The sequence below is a fragment of the Nonomuraea sp. NPDC050691 genome (assembly GCF_040654455.1).
Classification (GTDB): domain Bacteria; phylum Actinomycetota; class Actinomycetes; order Streptosporangiales; family Streptosporangiaceae; genus Nonomuraea.
In genome coordinates, this window is the sequence record NZ_JBFAIA010000075.1 from 20,490 (window position 1) to 36,683 (window position 16,194).

General features: G+C 71.2%; 16 protein-coding genes and 1 tRNA gene. 9 read left to right on the forward strand and 8 right to left on the reverse strand.

Going from position 1 to position 16,194, the window contains the following annotated elements:
* Positions 1 to 175: 175 nt before the first annotated feature.
* From AB0H81_RS25025 to AB0H81_RS25035, 3 genes are all read left to right on the forward strand, one after another.
* Positions 176 to 748, forward strand: a complete 573-nt coding sequence (locus AB0H81_RS25025) for a helix-turn-helix domain-containing protein (protein ID WP_358379047.1) — start codon at positions 176 to 178, stop codon at positions 746 to 748.
* Entirely contained in the window at positions 745 to 1,473 is a 729-nt protein-coding gene (locus AB0H81_RS25030; protein ID WP_358379050.1) for an MFS transporter, read from the forward strand. The genes AB0H81_RS25025 and AB0H81_RS25030 overlap by 4 nt, the downstream gene beginning before the upstream one ends.
* 74 nt (positions 1,474 to 1,547) lie before the next feature.
* Positions 1,548 to 2,540: an aldo/keto reductase gene (locus AB0H81_RS25035; RefSeq protein ID WP_358379053.1), complete on the forward strand. Its 993-nt coding sequence runs from the start codon at positions 1,548 to 1,550 to the stop codon at positions 2,538 to 2,540.
* A gap of 507 nt (positions 2,541 to 3,047) precedes the next feature.
* Here AB0H81_RS25035 and AB0H81_RS25040 read toward each other — a convergent pair.
* The 4 genes from AB0H81_RS25040 to AB0H81_RS25055 all read right to left on the reverse strand — a co-directional run bounded on the left by AB0H81_RS25040 (position 3,048) and on the right by AB0H81_RS25055 (position 6,843).
* Positions 3,048 to 3,299: a hypothetical protein gene (locus AB0H81_RS25040; RefSeq protein ID WP_358379056.1), complete on the reverse strand. Its 252-nt coding sequence runs from the start codon at positions 3,297 to 3,299 to the stop codon at positions 3,048 to 3,050.
* The gene (locus AB0H81_RS25045) at positions 3,254 to 4,504 is read right to left on the reverse strand and encodes a hypothetical protein (RefSeq protein WP_358379059.1); all 1,251 of its coding nucleotides are present in this window, start codon (positions 4,502 to 4,504) and stop codon (positions 3,254 to 3,256) included. Before AB0H81_RS25045 ends, AB0H81_RS25040 begins: the two co-directional genes overlap by 46 nt.
* A gap of 129 nt (positions 4,505 to 4,633) precedes the next feature.
* Entirely contained in the window at positions 4,634 to 5,818 is a 1,185-nt protein-coding gene (locus AB0H81_RS25050; protein WP_358379062.1) for an FAD-dependent oxidoreductase, read from the reverse strand.
* A gap of 80 nt (positions 5,819 to 5,898) precedes the next feature.
* Positions 5,899 to 6,843, reverse strand: coding sequence for an RNA polymerase sigma-70 factor (locus AB0H81_RS25055; RefSeq protein WP_358379065.1), 945 nt, complete (start codon positions 6,841 to 6,843; stop codon positions 5,899 to 5,901).
* A 73-nt stretch (positions 6,844 to 6,916) separates the two neighbouring features.
* On the opposite strand from AB0H81_RS25055, the gene AB0H81_RS25060 reads away from it, so the two are divergent.
* On the forward strand, positions 6,917 to 7,897 hold the full coding sequence (locus AB0H81_RS25060; RefSeq protein ID WP_358379067.1) for a pyridoxal-phosphate dependent enzyme: 981 nt from the start codon (positions 6,917 to 6,919) through the stop codon (positions 7,895 to 7,897).
* Positions 7,898 to 7,904: 7 nt separating this feature from the next.
* On the opposite strand, the gene AB0H81_RS25065 is transcribed toward AB0H81_RS25060, so the two are convergent.
* Both AB0H81_RS25065 and AB0H81_RS25070 read right to left on the reverse strand, forming a co-directional pair.
* Positions 7,905 to 8,264 carry a hypothetical protein gene (locus AB0H81_RS25065; protein WP_358379070.1) on the reverse strand — a complete coding sequence of 120 codons (360 nt, stop codon included), beginning with the start codon at positions 8,262 to 8,264 and terminating at the stop codon, positions 7,905 to 7,907.
* Between the two features lie 275 nt (positions 8,265 to 8,539).
* Positions 8,540 to 9,148, reverse strand: a complete 609-nt coding sequence (locus AB0H81_RS25070) for a helix-turn-helix domain-containing protein (protein ID WP_358379073.1) — start codon at positions 9,146 to 9,148, stop codon at positions 8,540 to 8,542.
* Positions 9,149 to 9,241: 93 nt separating this feature from the next.
* Here AB0H81_RS25070 and AB0H81_RS25075 point away from each other — a divergent pair, with 93 nt between their 5' ends.
* Positions 9,242 to 10,450 carry a cytochrome P450 gene (locus AB0H81_RS25075; RefSeq protein ID WP_358379076.1) on the forward strand — a complete coding sequence of 403 codons (1,209 nt, stop codon included), beginning with the start codon at positions 9,242 to 9,244 and terminating at the stop codon, positions 10,448 to 10,450.
* Between the two features lie 59 nt (positions 10,451 to 10,509).
* On the opposite strand, the gene AB0H81_RS25080 is transcribed toward AB0H81_RS25075, so the two are convergent.
* Positions 10,510 to 10,581, reverse strand: a tRNA-Pro gene (locus tag AB0H81_RS25080).
* A 50-nt stretch (positions 10,582 to 10,631) separates the two neighbouring features.
* Here AB0H81_RS25080 and AB0H81_RS25085 point away from each other — a divergent pair.
* Positions 10,632 to 10,871, forward strand: coding sequence for a hypothetical protein (locus tag AB0H81_RS25085; protein WP_358379079.1), 240 nt, complete (start codon positions 10,632 to 10,634; stop codon positions 10,869 to 10,871).
* 308 nt (positions 10,872 to 11,179) lie between these two features.
* Here AB0H81_RS25085 and AB0H81_RS25090 read toward each other — a convergent pair whose 3' ends face one another.
* On the reverse strand, positions 11,180 to 11,845 hold the full coding sequence (locus AB0H81_RS25090; protein WP_358379082.1) for a TetR/AcrR family transcriptional regulator: 666 nt from the start codon (positions 11,843 to 11,845) through the stop codon (positions 11,180 to 11,182).
* Positions 11,846 to 11,918: 73 nt separating this feature from the next.
* Here AB0H81_RS25090 and AB0H81_RS25095 point away from each other — a divergent pair, with 73 nt between their 5' ends.
* The 3 genes from AB0H81_RS25095 to AB0H81_RS25105 all read left to right on the forward strand — a co-directional run.
* Positions 11,919 to 13,448 carry an FAD-dependent monooxygenase gene (locus AB0H81_RS25095; RefSeq protein ID WP_358379085.1) on the forward strand — a complete coding sequence of 510 codons (1,530 nt, stop codon included), beginning with the start codon at positions 11,919 to 11,921 and terminating at the stop codon, positions 13,446 to 13,448.
* Positions 13,449 to 13,758: 310 nt separating this feature from the next.
* Complete coding sequence (locus AB0H81_RS25100) at positions 13,759 to 15,801, forward strand: transglycosylase domain-containing protein (protein WP_358379088.1); 2,043 nt, start codon at positions 13,759 to 13,761, stop codon at positions 15,799 to 15,801.
* Positions 15,802 to 15,810: 9 nt separating this feature from the next.
* On the forward strand, positions 15,811 to 16,194 hold a 384-nt coding region (locus AB0H81_RS25105; protein WP_358379091.1), incomplete at its 3' end, for a PadR family transcriptional regulator.

Sequence of the window (16,194 nt, forward strand, 5' to 3'; positions counted from 1 at the left end):
GTCGCCGCAGATGACGTCTGCGACGACGCCGCTCGCCTTCACCGGGCCGAGGGCGGAGATGGCCCCGTATCAGTCCGGCCCGATTCCAGCACCACGCCGACCCGGTGACCCACGAGGACGAGCAGATGTACAAGCAGTGTTGTGCAATGACTCTTGTGCGTATACGCTCCTCCCCGTGCCCGACCACGACAATTCGATCAGCGATTCGCGGGTCCTGGCAGCCCTGGCGCACCCGGTGCGCCGCCGCCTCCTCGACCTGCTGAAACTCGACGGCCCCGCCACCGCCAGCACCCTGTCCGAACAGACCGGGGAAGCGGTCGGCAACGTCAGCCACCACCTTCGCGCCCTGGCGGCCGCCGGTCTCATCGAGGAGGCGCCGGAGCTGGCCCGCGACCGGCGCGAACGCTGGTGGCGCAGGACCACTCCCACCCTGTGCTGGTCCTCCACCGACTTCGCCGACGACGCCGCGGGCGAGGCGGTGGCGCGGGCCGTCGAATCGCTCAACCTGGAGCGGCAGACCGGCCACGTGCGCCGCTGGGCGGACCAGCCCCAGTCCGAGCAGGAACGCTGGCCGCTCGGGCCGTTCTCGACCGAAGCCTGGATCCGCGTCACCGACGAGGAGCTGGCCGAATACGCCGCCGAGCTCAAAGCCGTGATGAACAAGTGGGCGGAGCGCGAGCTGCCCGACGACGGCCGGGAACGCGGCACCGTGTTCACCTTCGCCCGCGCGGTGCCGGGCCGGCCATGACGATCACCGAGGCGACCCGCTCAGGGCTGCTGCGCCGGCGCGACTTCCGGTTGTTGTGGATCGGGGAAAGCGTCAGCAGCCTGGGCAGCTCCGTCACCGGCGTCGCGTTGCCCATGGTCGCGGTGACCGTGCTGGACGCGCCTCCGTTCGCGGTCGGCGGCCTGATCGCCGACGCCGCCAGCTTCGCCGTCTCGGCCGTCTGCCTGGCCCGCATCGAACGCCGCGAAGTCCGCACGCCCGGGCCCCACCGGCGCCTGCGCGCCGAGATCCGCGACGGCATGCTCCTGGTCGCCCGCGATCCGTTGCTCCGCGGCAACACCTTGTACGGCTGCGCGGCCAACCTGGCCCTGACCGGCTACACGTCGTTGGTCGTGCTCTTCCTGGTCGACGACGTCGGCATCGGCGCGGGCCAGACCGGCTTACTGATCGCGGCCACCAGCCTGGGCGGCATCGTCGGCGCCTTGGCCGCGCGGCCGATGGCGGCACGGCTGGGCGGCGCGCGGGCCGTTCCGCTCGGCAAAGCCGGCCTGGCCCCCACCGGCCTGCTGATCCCGCTGGCGGATCGCGGTGCCGGACTGGCGCTGGTCGTCCTGGGTGGCGCGGTGATCGTCGCGGGGGTCGTGGCGGGAAACGTGGTCTTCTCTGGGTTCATCCAGACGTACGTGCCGGGCCCGCTGCGCCGCCTGCGCGATCTGCCGTCCGGCCGGCTGGACACCCGCTTGTGACCCATGCCGGGCTCACGGCGATCCCCGGGGTCAGAGAAACCCCGACAGAGACGAACAACAGGAAAGGATTCCCTATGAAGTACCGCACGATCGGCAACGATCCGAAGACCCGCCGTGACGTCAGCGTGCTGAGCCTTGGCGCGATGCTGTTCGGCACCGCCACCGACGAGACGACGTCGTTCGCCATCCTCGACCGGTTCGTCGAAGCCGGCGGCACTTTCCTCGACACCGCCAACAACTACGCGTACTGGGTCAACGGCACTCAGGGCGGAGAGAGCGAGGCGCTGCTCGGCCGCTGGCGCCGCAGCCGCGGGGTCGGGGACGAGATCGTCATCGCCACCAAGCTCGGCGGGCGGCCCAACGTCGCGACGACCACCCTCAGCCACGACCTCGAGGGCTTGTCCGCCCCAGTGATCCGGGAGTCTTCGGAGCGAAGCCGGGAACGGCTCGGCGTGGACAAGCTGGACCTTCTGTACGCACACGTGTATGTCGAAGGTTCCAGCGTGCCGCTGGAGGAGACCGTCGAGGCTTTCGCGGGGCTGGTCACGGAAGGCGCCGTGGGTCTGCTCGGGGCGAGCAACCACTGGTCGTGGCGGCTCGAGCGGGCCCGCCGCCTGGCGGCCGAGGCCGGGCTGCCCGGCTACGAAGTCCTGCAGTACCACCACACGTACCTGAGGCAGCGCACCGATCTGCCGACGCTGCGATCCAGGGACGGCAACCTCGGTGTGGCCGGCGGGGATCTGCTCGGCTACCTGCGGGCCGAGCCCGGACTCACGCTCGTCGCGTACTCGCCCCTCCTGGGCGGCGGTTACGTCCGCCAGGACAAGCCGCTCGGCGCGGCCTTCGACCACGCCGGCACACCCGTGCGCCTGGCCGCGCTGCGGGAGGTGGCCCGGGAGACCGGAGCGACCGTCAACCAGGTGGTGCTCGCCTGGCTCATCGGCGCCGAGATCCCGGTGATCCCGCTGGTCGGCGCCTCCTCGGTGGAGCAACTGAACGAGAGCCTGGCCGCGGTGGACCTGGAGTTGACGGCTGAACAGCGGGCGAAACTGGACGCCGCGCACTGACACTCCATCAGAGGCGCCCGGGAGGGTGGCGGCCGGCTCGCGGCATTCTGCCCATCACCCAGCTCCTCCGTGTCGCCGGCCCGGAGACCGCCCAGCACACGGCCGGTTATAACGAGCGTTATAATCCACTTCGGGGCGTCATCACGCGGAAATCCGTGCTCACAGAAGAGCACCGTCCAGACCGCCGCCCGCCTCTGATCATCACCACCCCGAACGAAGGATCCAGCAGCATGACCGCGATCACCGTGAACGCGGCCCTGCTCAGCGACAGCCCGAAGCCGCCGACGTGATGGTCATCGACGTCGCCGTCATGTACGGGGCCTGGCCTCGCGACGTCCGCGCCCTTCCCGAAGGAGCGCGCCGACGCCATCCGCGCCGCGATCGCCGCCGCCCCCTGAGCCGCCCGAGAGGGCAGGAGCGCATCGCGGTCGTGATGGAGCCCGGGGGACAGACCGCCGGCGTCGGCTGAGTGGCCCCGGGTCCATCCCGAGACACGGCCCCGAGTCCTCAGGGAAGCGGAGCCCGGCGTGAAGTCCTCCTGCGGTGCACGGCTGTCGCGGCCCCGAGGGCGAGGGCGGCGTACCCGCAGGTCACGGCCAGCCCCGCCCATGGCGGGAGCGGGTAGTAGCCCACGAGCAGCGACTGGCCCACGTCCACATGCGCGAACGTGGGGATGCTCTGCGTGATCGCGAACCCGGCGGCCGGGGTGATCATCAGCAGCCATGGCGCCAGACCCACGGTCGCCAGCAGGTACGGCACGACGACCAGCGCGATGGCCAGCCCGGCGGCGACCACCCCCGCTTGACCAGCGCGGCGAGGCCCAGCGCCAGCACGGCGGCGGCCGCGGTCAGCGCCGCGTAGCCGACGATCATCCGCAGCTCGGTGGCCGGGGTGATCGGCTGGACCGGGTTCTGATGGGCGCGCACCATCGCCAGGCCGGCAGGGACCACGACCCCCGAGGTCACCAGCCCCGCCACGAACGCGATCGCGCCGACCACCGCCGCCTTGGCCGCCAGCCGCCGCCCCGGATGCGGCCCGGCCGGCGGGCCGGTCGCGATCAGCCCGCGCCGGCGTTCCGCGGTGAAGAACGTGACCGCCACCACGAGCACCGGGATCAGCCCCACGCCCCCGCCGATCAGCATGAGGTCGGCGCGCACACCGCCCTCCGCCGTGGCGGGCCCGATGTCACCGCCCCCGGTCACGATGAGCTTGTCGCCGGACTCGACGACCCCGCCCGGGTGATGCGGGGTCTTGCCGTCGGACTCCATGACGACGCCGACGTCGTCGCGGCGCCAGGAACCGTTCGCGCCCCGCAGCTGGATGTCGTCGAAGGTGGCGGTGACCTGGGCGAAGGCTGAGGCCATCTCCCACAGGGCGCCCGGCGAGGTGGCGAACAACCCGATCTCGACCGTCTCCGGCAACCCGGCCAGCTCGACCGTGCCGACCTCGCTCCACGCCTGGCCGTCGTCCGACTCGTGGCCGGTGACGGTGTCGCCCGACCTGGTCAGCCGCAGCCACTGCCGGCCGTTGTGCGGGCCGCCGGCCACGTCGTGGGTGAAGTTGTCCTGCATCCGCACGCCGTGGCCTCCGGTGAGCATGACGGCGGCATACGGTGTGCCCTGCTTGAGGCTCTGCCGGACGATGAGCCCGGCCTTCGCCCACGGCACCACGCCCTCCTGGACGTGGCGCACCCCGGGTACGGCGTCCGGCAGCCGGATCTGCCCGCTCATGTCCGACACTCGGGCGGTGATGCTGCCGTTCCCCTTGAGCGGCTGGTACACGAAGTAGTACTTGTCCTCTACCGCCGTGCCATCGGGTCCCACCAAGGGCGCGGGACAGGGGCCCTCCCCCTTGCCGGTCACGCAGGCGGTGCGGACACCCCCGGCGATCAGTAGTCCGAGCGACACGGTGACCAGCACGGAGGCCACCATGGCGAGCGACCAGCCGCGCGCCCACCACGCCACTCACCACCCACGCACTCCCCGGGGGCGGCCTGTCCGTCACCGTGCGGTTCGCCAACCACACCTGAGCGGCCGCCGGCCACGCTGAGGCCGCGCTCCAGCGGTGGCCGGATCCGCCGTAGTGCGGCCGCATCAGCGGCAGGGGACGGCCCGAGCAGTTCCCCCTGCGCCGGTGACCGCGAGGTGGCGGCGCCGGCTCGGCATCATCATGGTCGGGTGGGAGACGCTCCAGGCCGCGCCGGCACAGATCATCTCCTTGATGCGGGCGGCGGCCCGGCCCGTGATGACGGTGGAGGTGACCTGATCGTCGGGGGTCACACGCTGGATGATCGCATCGCGGCGTCCGAGGCTGATGCACTGCACGGAGTAGCCGATCGTGCTCCGGGGAACCTCGCGACCGGTCAGGCGGGCGGCGATGACGTCGGCCGCCAGCCACGCCATGGGGTTCGCCGAGGCGCAGGACATCCGCAGCGGCCTGCCGCCCGCTCCTTCGGCGAGCGCGGCGTCGCCGACGGCGTACACATCGGGGTGCGAGACCGATCGCATGCCGGCGTCGACGACGATCCGGCCACCGTCGGACACCTCAAGCGTGGTGGCGGCCGCGATCGGGTGCACGGTGAAACCCGCGGTCCACACCGTCACCTGGGCCCGGATGCTTCCGCCGGCACCGGTGACCACGCCGTTCGCTTCTACGCGCGTGATGTCGGCGTGGTCGTGGACCGCGATGCCGAGCCGGTCCAAGGCGCCGCGCAGGTGGCGCTGGGCCTTGTCGCTGAGCCAGCCGCCGACGCGGCCGCGGGCGGCGATCGCGACCTCAAGGTCCGGGTGGGCTTCGGCGATCTCGGTGGCCGCCTCGATGCCGGTCAGGCCGCCGCCCACGATCAGCACGGTGCCCCCGGGCTCCACCTCGCCCAGTCGCGCCCGCAGCCGCAGAGCGGCCTGCTTGCCGGCCACGTCGTAGGCGTGCTCCGCGACACCGGGGACGCCGTGATCGGCGATGACGCTGCCCAGGGCGTACACGAGGGTGTCATAGGCGAGGATCTCACCGCCGAGATCGACGGTCTTGGCCTCCACGTCGACAGCGGTGACCCGCGCGGTCCGGACCTGTACGCCGGTGCCCGCGAAGAGGTCGCTCAGCGGGCGGGGACGCAGATCCTGCCCGCTGGCGAGCTGGTGCATGCGCACCCGCTCGACGAACTCCGGGTCGCCGTTGACCAGGGTGATCTCCACCTCGTCGCGGTGCAGCCGCTTGGCGAGACGACCGGCGGTGTTGGCCCCGGCGTACCCGGCTCCCAGGACGACGATGCGGTGCTTCATGGCTCGCTCCTATCTGGTTGCTTGCACCTCCTGAACCGGACAGGCGCGCGATCCCTGACAGCGAACGAGTGTGATCCGGGTCACCACTTCGTCGCCAGCGGGCGATGAGGTTCAGCGGCCGCCCACTGGCGCGCGATGCGCTGAAGTTTGTCGGGGTTGACCTGGATGTGGACCGAGGCGAGGCCGTCAGCGGTCGCATCGAGGCAGACCACGCCGATGACCTGCTCGCCGGCCTCGACCAGCACGGCAGGACCGCCGTTGACGACGACGGCGTAGAAGACGGGATCGCCACCGACGAGGGCTCGCTTGGAGTCGCTCGGCTTGAACATGCCACGCAGGTACTGGGCGATGCCCATCGCTCCGATGACCGGGGTCCTCCGGGCGACGACCTTGCCGCCGCCGTCGGCCACGCCGACCGCGTCGCCGGCGAGCAGCCGGATCAGCGGCTCGGTGTCGCCGCTGAGGGCCGCGGCGAGGAACTCCTCGACGATCTTCCGCGCGGCGGCCGCATCGACCTGCGTGCGGGATCGTTCGACGGCCAGATGCTGCTTGGCACGCCGGTAGATCTGCTGGCAGTTCGACTCGGTGACGTCCAGGATCTCCGCGACCTCGCTATGCGCGTACCCGAACGCCTCGCGCAGCACATACACCACGCGCTCATTGGGGGACAGCCGCTCCATCAGGGTGAGCATCGCCATGGAGACCGACTCCCGCTGCTCGAAGGTGTCGGCGGGACCGAGCATCCGATCCCCGTCCAGCACCGGCTCGGGAAGCCACTGCCCCACGTAGGTCTCCCGCCTGGCCCGCGCCGAGGTGAGCCGGTTGAGGCAGAGATTGGTGAGCACCTTGGTCAGCCACGCCTCGGGCGTCTCGATCCGTTCCCGGTCCGCAGCATGCCAGCGCAGGTACGTGTCCTGCACCGCGTCCTCCGCATCACCAGCCGATCCCAGCAGCCGGTAGGCGATCGCCTCCAAGCGTCCCCTGGAGCTCTCGAACAGATCGGCCTCGTGCGTGCGGAGCGTCATCGCCCCATGATCGGTCATGCGCGCGGGCCGCGTCCACCGACAGCACCACAGGCGGCTGCTACGCTGCTGTGCCGTGCACGAGACGCGCCTCGACACTGCTCGGATCCGGGCGGCTCGCCGGATGATCGACCCGATCTTCCTCGACACTCCGCTGTACCGCTGCGAGGCGCTGGAGCCCGCCCTCGGGTGCGCGGTCAGCATCAAGCTCGAAACGGCGAACCCGGTCCGCAGTTTCAAGGCCCGCGGCACCGAGCTGGTCGCGAGCCTGCTCGCCGGCGAGGGCTCGCGAGCCGTGGTGTGCGCCAGCGCCGGCAACCTCGGCCAAGCCCTCGCCTGGTCCGGTCGCCGCCGGGGGCTCGACGTCACCGTCGTGGCATCCCGCTTCGCGCCCGCGGCCAAGCTCGATCGCATCCGCGCGCTCGGCGCCACATTGGAGCTGGTGGACGGCGACTTCGACATGGCTCGCGAGCGGGCGGCGGCCATCGCGCGGCACGACGGCATCCGGCTGGTCGAAGACAGCCTGGACATCGAGACCTGCGAGGGCGCGGCGACCATCGGCCTGGAACTGGTGGAGACCACGCCCTCGTTCGACGCCGTCCTGATCGCCCTCGGCGGCGGGGCGCTGGCCACCGGTGTGGGTCATGTGGTGAAGGCCTGTGCGCCCGACGTCGAGGTGATCTGCGTCCAGCCGCTGGGCGCCCCCGCGATGACACACTCCTGGCGCCGACGACGCGTCGTCACCACCGACTCGACCGACACCATCGCTGACGGCGTCGCCGCCCGGTGTCCCATCCCGGCCGTCCTCGACGACCTCCTCCTGGTCGCCGACGACGCCGTCCTGGTCCAGGAGGCGTCGATCATCGCCGGCATGCGGATGCTCCTCGACCACGCCGGCCTCGTCGTCGAACCGTCGGCCGCGCTCGGCCTCGCGGCGATCCTCGAAGACCGTGACCGCTTCGCCGGCCGGCACGTGGCCACCATCGTGTGCGGCAGCAACGTCGACCTGGACGCCTATCACCGCTGGGTCGGCGCGGCTCCCGTCCACACGTCCTGACCGTCGGCTAGCGCAGCCACCGCAGGGCCGCGTCGGCGCAGTCCTCGGGACCGCTGTTGAAGGCGATGGCCGCGTCCGGGGCGTGCTGCCGCACCAGGTTGACCACCTTCTCGAAGAATTCGAGCAACGGCTCGTGCTTGCGAATGCCGCCCCCGATCACCACGCACACATAGTCCTCGCGGGTCAGCGCCTCCACGAGCGTTCCTTCGGGGTTCTCGTCGAGTGCCACCAGGCACCAGTCCGCCTCGATCCCATGATCGCCGAAACGGGCCCGGCCGCGCGCTATCGCCGCCTGGATCGGCTCCGGCTCCCAGCCCTGGAGCTTGGCGGGATCGAGACCGACCACCAGTACTCGTGCCCCTGTCACACGTCCTCCTTCTGACGGACCATTTCCACCGAACGCCCCTCGACCGTCCGCGCCCGAGTCGCTTCCCCTTGAATCTGCCGTACTCCACGCTGATCCGATAGTGATCCGCGCGGCCGTCGAGTGACACGTCGAGCACTCCGGGTACCGGAGGAGCAGGGCGCCCTGCCTGGACACCCTTCACCAGTGCTTTCCCCCGGCCTCGGCCAGCGCTTTTGATGGGTGACGGCCACCTTGCCCTTCTCCGACACCCATCACCAGCCCTGACGGCGGTGTGATCAGCAGGGGGCGGGCGGCGTCACCGGAGGCAGAGGGGTTGCGCCGTCCGGACGGAGGGCGTCCAGCAGGAGCACCAGGGGGCGGCGCCAGCCCTCACCCGGGCCCGCGGCCGGCCGCAGCGTGCTGAGCAGCATGTCGAGCAGCTGCATCAGGTCGTCCGGCTCCAGGTCGGCGCGGACCTGGCCGGCGGACTGGGCGTTGTGCATGAGCCGGGTGAGCGGCTCGATGAACCGGGGGGCCAGGTCGGCGGTGAGCGCTCCGGCGTCCCTGGCCGTGGCGAGAATGCCGGGCTGCCCCGATGCCAGGGCCAGCACCGTCTCCAGCACGACCGACATGCCGCGCAACGGGTCCCGCTCGGCGAGCGCACGGGTGATCGCCGGCTCGATCTCCTCGCGCATCAGCTCCTCGACGACCTCGCGGACGAGCCTCTCCTTGCTCGGGAAGTGGCGGTAGAGCGTGGCCAGCCCCACCCCGGCCCGCTGGGCGATCTCCTCCAGCGTGATGCCGCCGCCGGCCTCGGCGAACGCCGCCCGGGCCGTGCGCATGATCCGCTCCGCGTTGCGGGCGGCGTCGGCGCGCCGGCGGCGAGGCGCGTCGGTACTGCTCATCCGCCCAGCGTAACAGGTGAGAGTTGAGTCTCACTTAATGTGTTACGGTGGAAATGAGAGGTTGGTATCAGTTAAATGAGAAGGAGCCGGCCGATGACCGAGATCCCGACACTCCCCTTGCCACCCCTGCATGGCGACCCCAAGCCGTACGACGCCGAGGACTACCAGCGGCTACGCGCCGAGGGGCCGGTTGTCCGCCTGCCCATCGCCACGGGCGGCCCGGACGTGTGGCTCGTCACCCAGTACGCCGAAGTCCGCAAGATGCTCAGCGACCCGGCGCACTTCAGCAACGCCCCCCGCGGGCCGCACGGCCGGGCGGCCGAGCACTCCGACGAGTCGCTGAAGGGCTTCGTCATCGGCAACCCGCTGATGTACGACCCTCCGGAGCACACCCGGCTGCGCCGCCTGCTGACCGGCCAGTTCACCGTGGCCAGGATGCGGCACCTGCGGCCCCGCATCGAGCAGATCGTGACCGAGCACCTGGATGCCATGGAGGCCGCCGGTCCGCCCGCCGACCTGGTGCAGGCGTTCTCGTTGCCGATCCCCTCGCTGGTGATCTGCGAGCTGCTCGGCGTGCCCTACGCCGACCGCGAGGACTTCCAGCGGCGCAGCCACCGGCTCCTGGACATGACCCTGGACCAGGAGGCGCACGCCGCCAACACCGCCGAGATGAACGCGTACATGTCGGAGCTGATCCGCCGCGAGCGCGCCGAGCCCGGGGAAGAGCTGCTCGGCCTGCTGGTACGCGAGCACGGCGACGACCTGACCGACGACGAACTGCTCGGGATCGGCAACATCCTCCTGGTGGCCGGGCACGAGACGACCGCCAACATGCTCAGCCTGGGCACGTTGCTGCTGCTGCACCGGCCGGACCAGGCCGCCGTCATCCGCGACGAGCCCGACGCCGTCACCCCGGCCGTGGAAGAGCTGCTGCGCTACCTGTCCGTGGCGCACCGCGCCGGCCCTCCCCGGCACGCGACCGAGGACATCACGCTCGGCGGCCGGCGGATCAAGGCCGGCGACCTGGTGATTCCCTCACTCCTGGCGGCCAACCGGGACGAAGCGTTCGTCAAGGAGCCCGACGAGCTGGACGTCACCCGCGATGCCGGCGGGCACATCGCCTTCGGGCACGGCGTCCACCACTGCCTGGGCGCGCCACTGGCCAGGGTGGAGATGCAGGTGGCCTTCCCCGCGCTGCTGCAGCGTTTCCCGGGGCTGAAGCTCGCGGTGCCGTTCGACAATCTTCGCTTCCGGTTGCAGTCCACGGTTTACGGGGTGGAGTCGCTGCCCGTCACCTGGTAGATCAGGCTCATATCTGTCGGAAGCCGCCGCCTTTACATTGTAGATCACAGGGGGAAGGACCTCGTTGACCGGGCTCGAACCGGCGTCCACCCGGGCCCGAGCCGGGCGCTCTACCTCTGAGCTACAACGAGGCCACGTCCACCGTGCGCGGCGCCGCCGACCGGGCTCGATCCTGCGCAGCATGCGGAAGCGGCGGTTGTACTGCCGCTTCGACAGGTCCATGCCCGCCGCGTCCCGGGCCTGCCGGTCGAGCCGGTCGGCCAGGAAGTCGGTCCGGTCCGGCGTCCACCGGATCGGGCTCCCCAGGGCCGCCGCGAACTCCAGCAGCGCCCGCGGATCGTCGGGATCGACCTCCACGGACCGCTCGAACAGCCGGGTCGCCGCCGCGACCTGCCGGGTCCCGCCGACCGGCCGGGCGTAGTCGGCCGGCATCGAGGAGAACGACGCCGCCCCGCGCGAGGAGTGGCGGGCGGCGCGCCCCAGCACCACCCGCTCGCGCTTCGACAGCCGCCCCTCCAGCGCCCGCAGCACCAGGTCGGCGACGTCTTCGGGCCGGTACCTCCGATCCAGCGAGTCGTGCAACTCGACGAGGATCTCGCGGCGTGAGCGGTCTCTGTCCCTGCGGAACGTCATGCCAGCCATCATCGCCGCCGCCCGGCCGCGACTTCGACCGGATTTCCCGGCGGCGAGCGGGTCCACGCGTGAGGCGGCGGGGGGCGCACCCGAGGGTCAGTCCGGTGGCGCCGGAGCGCCGGGCACACCCAGCAGCGGCAGCCACACCTGGTCCACGATCTCGACGATCGACTCGTCCGGCACCGCGCGCATCGTCATGAGCATGTCGTGGCGCAACAGGTCGAGCGGCAGGTTCACCACGCGGGGCGAGCGCGGCACGTCGGGCAGCTCGCCGCGCTCGACCGCGCGGGCGACGATCTGCTCGAAGGCGGTCGCCCGGCCCGGCGTGCGGAGGGTGTCGCGCAGCTCGCTGAAGCTGATACCGGTGTCGCGGAAGTGGTTCATCAGCTGCACGCTGACCAACGTGGTCATGCGCGCGCGGAGATCGTTGGCGTCGCGCAGGAACCCGATCGCGTCGTCGCGGAGGCTGCCGGTGTCGGGCGCCGCGATCGGCTGCCAGTACTTGGCGAGAGTGGCCAGCAGCAGGTCGTCGCGCTGCGGCCAGCGCCGGTAGAGCACAGGACGACTCGTGCCGGCGCGGGCGGCGACCGCCTCGTAGGTGAAGCCGGGGTATCCGTGCTCGACCAGCACGTCCCACGCGGCGTCGAGGATCGCCTCTTCGAGCTCGGCGCCGCGTCGACGCGATGCGCCGCCGCCGGCGCGACGGCCCGCCGCCCCGGTCGCCTTGCGCTCCCCCGCGTTCCCCTCGCGCTTTAGATTCACTTGTGTATCTTATCGCGGCACCCTACGGTGTCCACCGTTAGATACATCCGCGTACCTTAAGGAAGCGTCAGTGATGTTCGACGTCATCATCGTCGGCGGTGGACCCGCCGGCCTCTTTCTGGCCTGTGAGCTGCGCCTCGCGGGGGTTCGGCCCCTGCTGCTGGAACGGCGGCCGGAACCGGACCTGTCAGACAAGGCGCACGGCCTCGCCGGCCAGGTCGTACGGCTGCTGGACAACCGTGGCCTCTTCGAACGCTGCGGTGGGCGAGGAGCGCCGACGCCGGCGCCCGGGTTCTTCTTCGGCGGGTTGCCGCTGCCGCTGCACGTGCTCGGCAAGGACAACCCGATGCATCTCCTGCCGGTCAACCAGCGCGATCTCGAACGGGTGCTCAACGAGCGCGCGGCCGAGCTCGGCGCGGATGTCCGGCGAGGGTGGGACGTGCTGTCCTTCAGCCAGAGCGACGACCGGGTCGACGTCGTGGCACGCGGTTCGGACGGGAACGAGGCGACCTTCACCACCCGGTACCTCGTCGGCTGCGACGGCGGCCACAGCCTCATCCGGAAGCAGGCCGGGATCGCCTTCCCCGGCATCGGCGACGACCACGTCGTCGACCGCTCGGCCCTGATCGGCCCGAGCGACCGCTTCCGTGTCGTGCCGGGGGGACGTGTCGTGATCGACAACCTCGGCGAGATCCCGGCGGCGTTCCACCGCACCGATCACGGTGTTTTCACCCTCCTCGCGCACGACCCGGAGCGGCCGCTGATCAACACGGCCGAATGGGAGGATCACCCGGCGGGCGACTCCCCGGGACCGGGTGCGCCGATGACGATGGCCGAGATGGAGGACAGCGTCGAACGGGTCCTCGGAGTGCGCCTGCCCCTTGCCCCGCCGCCCGAGGGCGCGCCCACGATGCTTCGCCGCCTGTGCGGCCGGAACTCCCGGCTCGCCGACCGCTACCGCGCCGGCCGGGTCTTCGTCGCCGGCGACGCGGCACAGGTGAGCCACGGGCCGACCCTGAACCTGGCGCTGCAGGACGCGGCCAACCTGGCCTGGAAACTCGCCGCCACCCTGCGGGGATGGGCGCCGGAGGGCCTGCTGGACAGCTACCACACCGAACGCCACGCGTGCGGCGAACGCGTGCTCATGCACACCCGGGCGGCGACCGCTCTGATGGCGCCCGGAGGCGATGTCACCGCACTGCGCCGGCTCTTCGCGGAACTCCTCGACCGTACCGGGAACATGCGCATGGTCGCCGCCCTGCTGGCGGGCGCCGACGTCCGCTACGACATGGGCGAGGAGCACCCCGCCGCGCCCACCGGCTGGTTCGTGCCGCCCCTGAGCCTGACCACCGCCGACGGACACGCCCGGCGCCTCGCCGAGCTCCTGCGCGACGCCCGCCCCCTGCTCCTCGACCTCACCGGCGGGAACGACCTCGCCGGCACCGCGGAGCCCTGGAGCGGCCGGGTGCGCCGCGTGACCGCGACCGCCGACGACGCGCCGGCCCCCGCACTGCTCATCCGGCCTGACGGCTACGTCGCCTGGGCAGGCGCGGACCCCGACAGCCTGAAGGCAGCCCTCACCCGCTGGTTCAGCCCGGGCTGAAGCCGGTCCAGGAGGCCGCCTGGTCGTTTTGACACCTCTTATGGGTAACCGCTATCTATTGGCTAACCGTTAGGGGGTGAGGGACGCAGTGATGGCGATGCTTGGCCCGCCGGGCGAGCCGGACCGGAGCGGTGCCGGGGAAAGGCCACGCCGGAGGCCGCGGCGCCGCGCCGCGGCCTCCGACGACCCCCAGGCGATGGTTCCGCGCCCGCAGCCAGGTCGCGACGAGTCAGAGAGATCGAGCGATCGGGGACAAGGCAGCCGCCCGCCTCGTACCGGCTGGAAGCGGTTCATCCCGAGCTGGAAGGTCGTGGTCCTGGCCTGCACGGTGCTGGCGGCGGGCCTCTTCGGGATGATCATGGTGGCGTACGCCAACACCCCCCTGCCCGTGCAGACCCAGGCCCACGCCGTCGAGCAGGGCAGCATCATCTACTACCGGGACGGCAGATCCGAGATCGCCCGGCTCGGAACCAAGCGGGAGATCGTCCCCATCGCCAAGATCCCGCTGCATGTCCAGGACGCCTTCATCGCCGCGGAGAACCGCACGTTCCGCACGGATCCCGGCATCTCGCTGTCCGGCATCATGCGGGCGGCGTGGAGCACGGTGACCGGCCGGCAGGTCCAGGGCGGTTCGACGATCACGCAGGAGATGGCGCGGGGCTACTACGACGGCCTCAGCCAGGAGCGGACGCTCCAGCGGAAGATCAAGGAGATCTTCGTCTCGATCCGCGCCGGCAAGGAGATGTCGAAGGACCAGATCCTTGCCAACTACCTCAACACGATCTACTTCGGCCGCGGCGCGAACGGCATCCAGGCCGCCGCGCAGGCGTTCTTCGACAAGGACGTCGGCAAGCTGACCCCCGCCGAGGCGGCCTACCTGGCGGGCCGGATCCAGCAGCCGATCACCTTCGACCGGACGGAGGCGGAGAAGAACTGGGCGCCCACCCGGGAGCGGTTCGCCTACGTCATCCGCGGGATGGCGACCGTCGATCCCGCCACGTACGGGCGGCTGCCCGGGACCGCGACGTTCCCCAAGCTCGCCAAGCTGGACAAGAAGGAGACCTTCCAGGGCGTCAACGGCTACATGGTCGACATCGTGCAGCGTGAGCTGGAGCGGCGAGGGATCAGCAGGGAGAAGCTGCGCAGCGGCGGCTACCGCGTCACGACGACGTTCGACAAGAAGCTCATGCGGGCCGCGAAGAAGGCGGTCGAGAGCAACCTCGCCGCCCTCCACGACAAGCACATCCACGCGAACATGGCCGCCGTGGACCCGCGCAACGGGCGGGTGATCGCGTTCTACAGCGGCCACGACTACCTCAAGAGCTTCACCAACAACGCCTTCGACGCCCACAAGCAGGCCGCGTCGGCCTTCAAGCCGTACGTGCTGGCCGCCTGGCTCGAGAACGGCTACAGCCTCAAGAGCTACGTGTCCGGCAAGGGCCCGGTCACGCTGCCCGGCACCAAGCCGATCGGCAACTCGCACGACGTGGGCGCGGCCGTGCAGATCGACCGGGCCACGGCCGAGTCGGTGAACACGGCGTTCGCCACGATGGCGCAGGAGGTCGGCCTGAAGGAGGTCGAGAGGATCGCCGAGGGCGCCGGGATCGACAAGAAGAACCTGGAACAGGCCGCCAGGGACCACGCGTACGGCATGTCCATCGGCGCCGGCCTGGTCACTCCGGTCGAGCAGGCCGCCGGGTACGGCATCTTCGCCAACGGCGGCGTCCACCACGACGCGCACGTGGTCGTCTCGGTCAGGACGTCCAAGGGGATGACCCTCATGGAGGAGGCCGGCCTGCCCAGAACGGTGATCAGCCGGGACACCGCCGCCGACGCCACCTACGCGATGCAGCAGGTCGTCAAGTACGGCACCGCCGCGGGCACCTCGCTGCCCGGCGGGCGTCCGATCGCCGGCAAGACGGGCACCAACAACGAGAACAAGGAAGCCTGGTTCGTCGGCTACACCCCGCAACTCTCCTCGGCCGTCGGGATGTACAAGGAGATCCCCCAGACCGACCCGAAGACCAGGAAGGTCATCAAGGACGCCAACGGCCACCCCCTGCACAAGGAGGTCTCCCTGGGCGACATCCAGGGCGCCGGTGCGCCCACCAGGATCTGGCGTGACTTCATGACGACCGCGATGGCCGGCAAGCCGGTCGAGCCGTTCCCTGCGCCCGTCTTCGGCGGCGGGCAGCACGACCTGGTGCGGAAGCCGACGCCCACGCCGACGCCGGACCCGTCCACCGACGACGACGTCACCGGCGACCCGGCCTGCGTCGCCGACCCCGCCTGTCTCCCCGACGACCCGGGCGACGCCGACCCCGGCACGGGCGACGACCCGGCCGAGCGCTAGGAGGGTGAAGTGCAGGACGCGGTGCTGGCGATGCTCGCCAAGGAGCCGTCACACGGGTACCACCTGCACGCCCGGCTGCGGCAGAGTCTCGGCCCGCTGGGCGAGTCGATGAACCGCGGTCAGATCTATGTGACGCTGGCCCGGCTGGAGAAGGCGGGGCTCGTCGTCTGTGAGCGGGCGGACGGGCTGCCCGATCGGCCGGAGCGCAAGGTCTACGCGCTGACGCCGGCCGGGCAGCAGCGGGTGGCCGCCTGGCTGGCCGAGGTGGGCTGGCCCAGACCAGACCTGGCGGAGTTCCATCTCAAGCTCGCCGCGGCCGCCGCGGCCCGCCTCGCCGACCCGGTCGAGCTGGTCGCGGCGCAGCGCCGTGAGCTGCTGCGCCGCTTGCGCGAG

What these genes read in the sequence shown, in the direction of transcription:
- AB0H81_RS25030 (WP_358379050.1), top strand. Translation starts at nt 745, where the DNA reads ATGACGATCACCGAGGCGACCCGCTCAGGGCTGCTGCGCCGGCGCGAC.
- AB0H81_RS25035 (WP_358379053.1), top strand. Translation starts at nt 1,548, where the DNA reads ATGAAGTACCGCACGATCGGCAACGATCCGAAGACCCGCCGTGACGTC.
- AB0H81_RS25050 (WP_358379062.1), bottom strand. Translation starts at nt 5,818, where the DNA reads ATGAAGCACCGCATCGTCGTCCTGGGAGCCGGGTACGCCGGGGCCAAC.
- AB0H81_RS25055 (WP_358379065.1), bottom strand. Translation starts at nt 6,843, where the DNA reads ATGACGCTCCGCACGCACGAGGCCGATCTGTTCGAGAGCTCCAGGGGA.
- AB0H81_RS25070 (WP_358379073.1), bottom strand. Translation starts at nt 9,148, where the DNA reads ATGAGCAGTACCGACGCGCCTCGCCGCCGGCGCGCCGACGCCGCCCGC.
- AB0H81_RS25075 (WP_358379076.1), top strand. Translation starts at nt 9,242, where the DNA reads ATGACCGAGATCCCGACACTCCCCTTGCCACCCCTGCATGGCGACCCC.
- AB0H81_RS25085 (WP_358379079.1), top strand. Translation starts at nt 10,632, where the DNA reads ATGCGGAAGCGGCGGTTGTACTGCCGCTTCGACAGGTCCATGCCCGCC.
- AB0H81_RS25095 (WP_358379085.1), top strand. Translation starts at nt 11,919, where the DNA reads ATGTTCGACGTCATCATCGTCGGCGGTGGACCCGCCGGCCTCTTTCTG.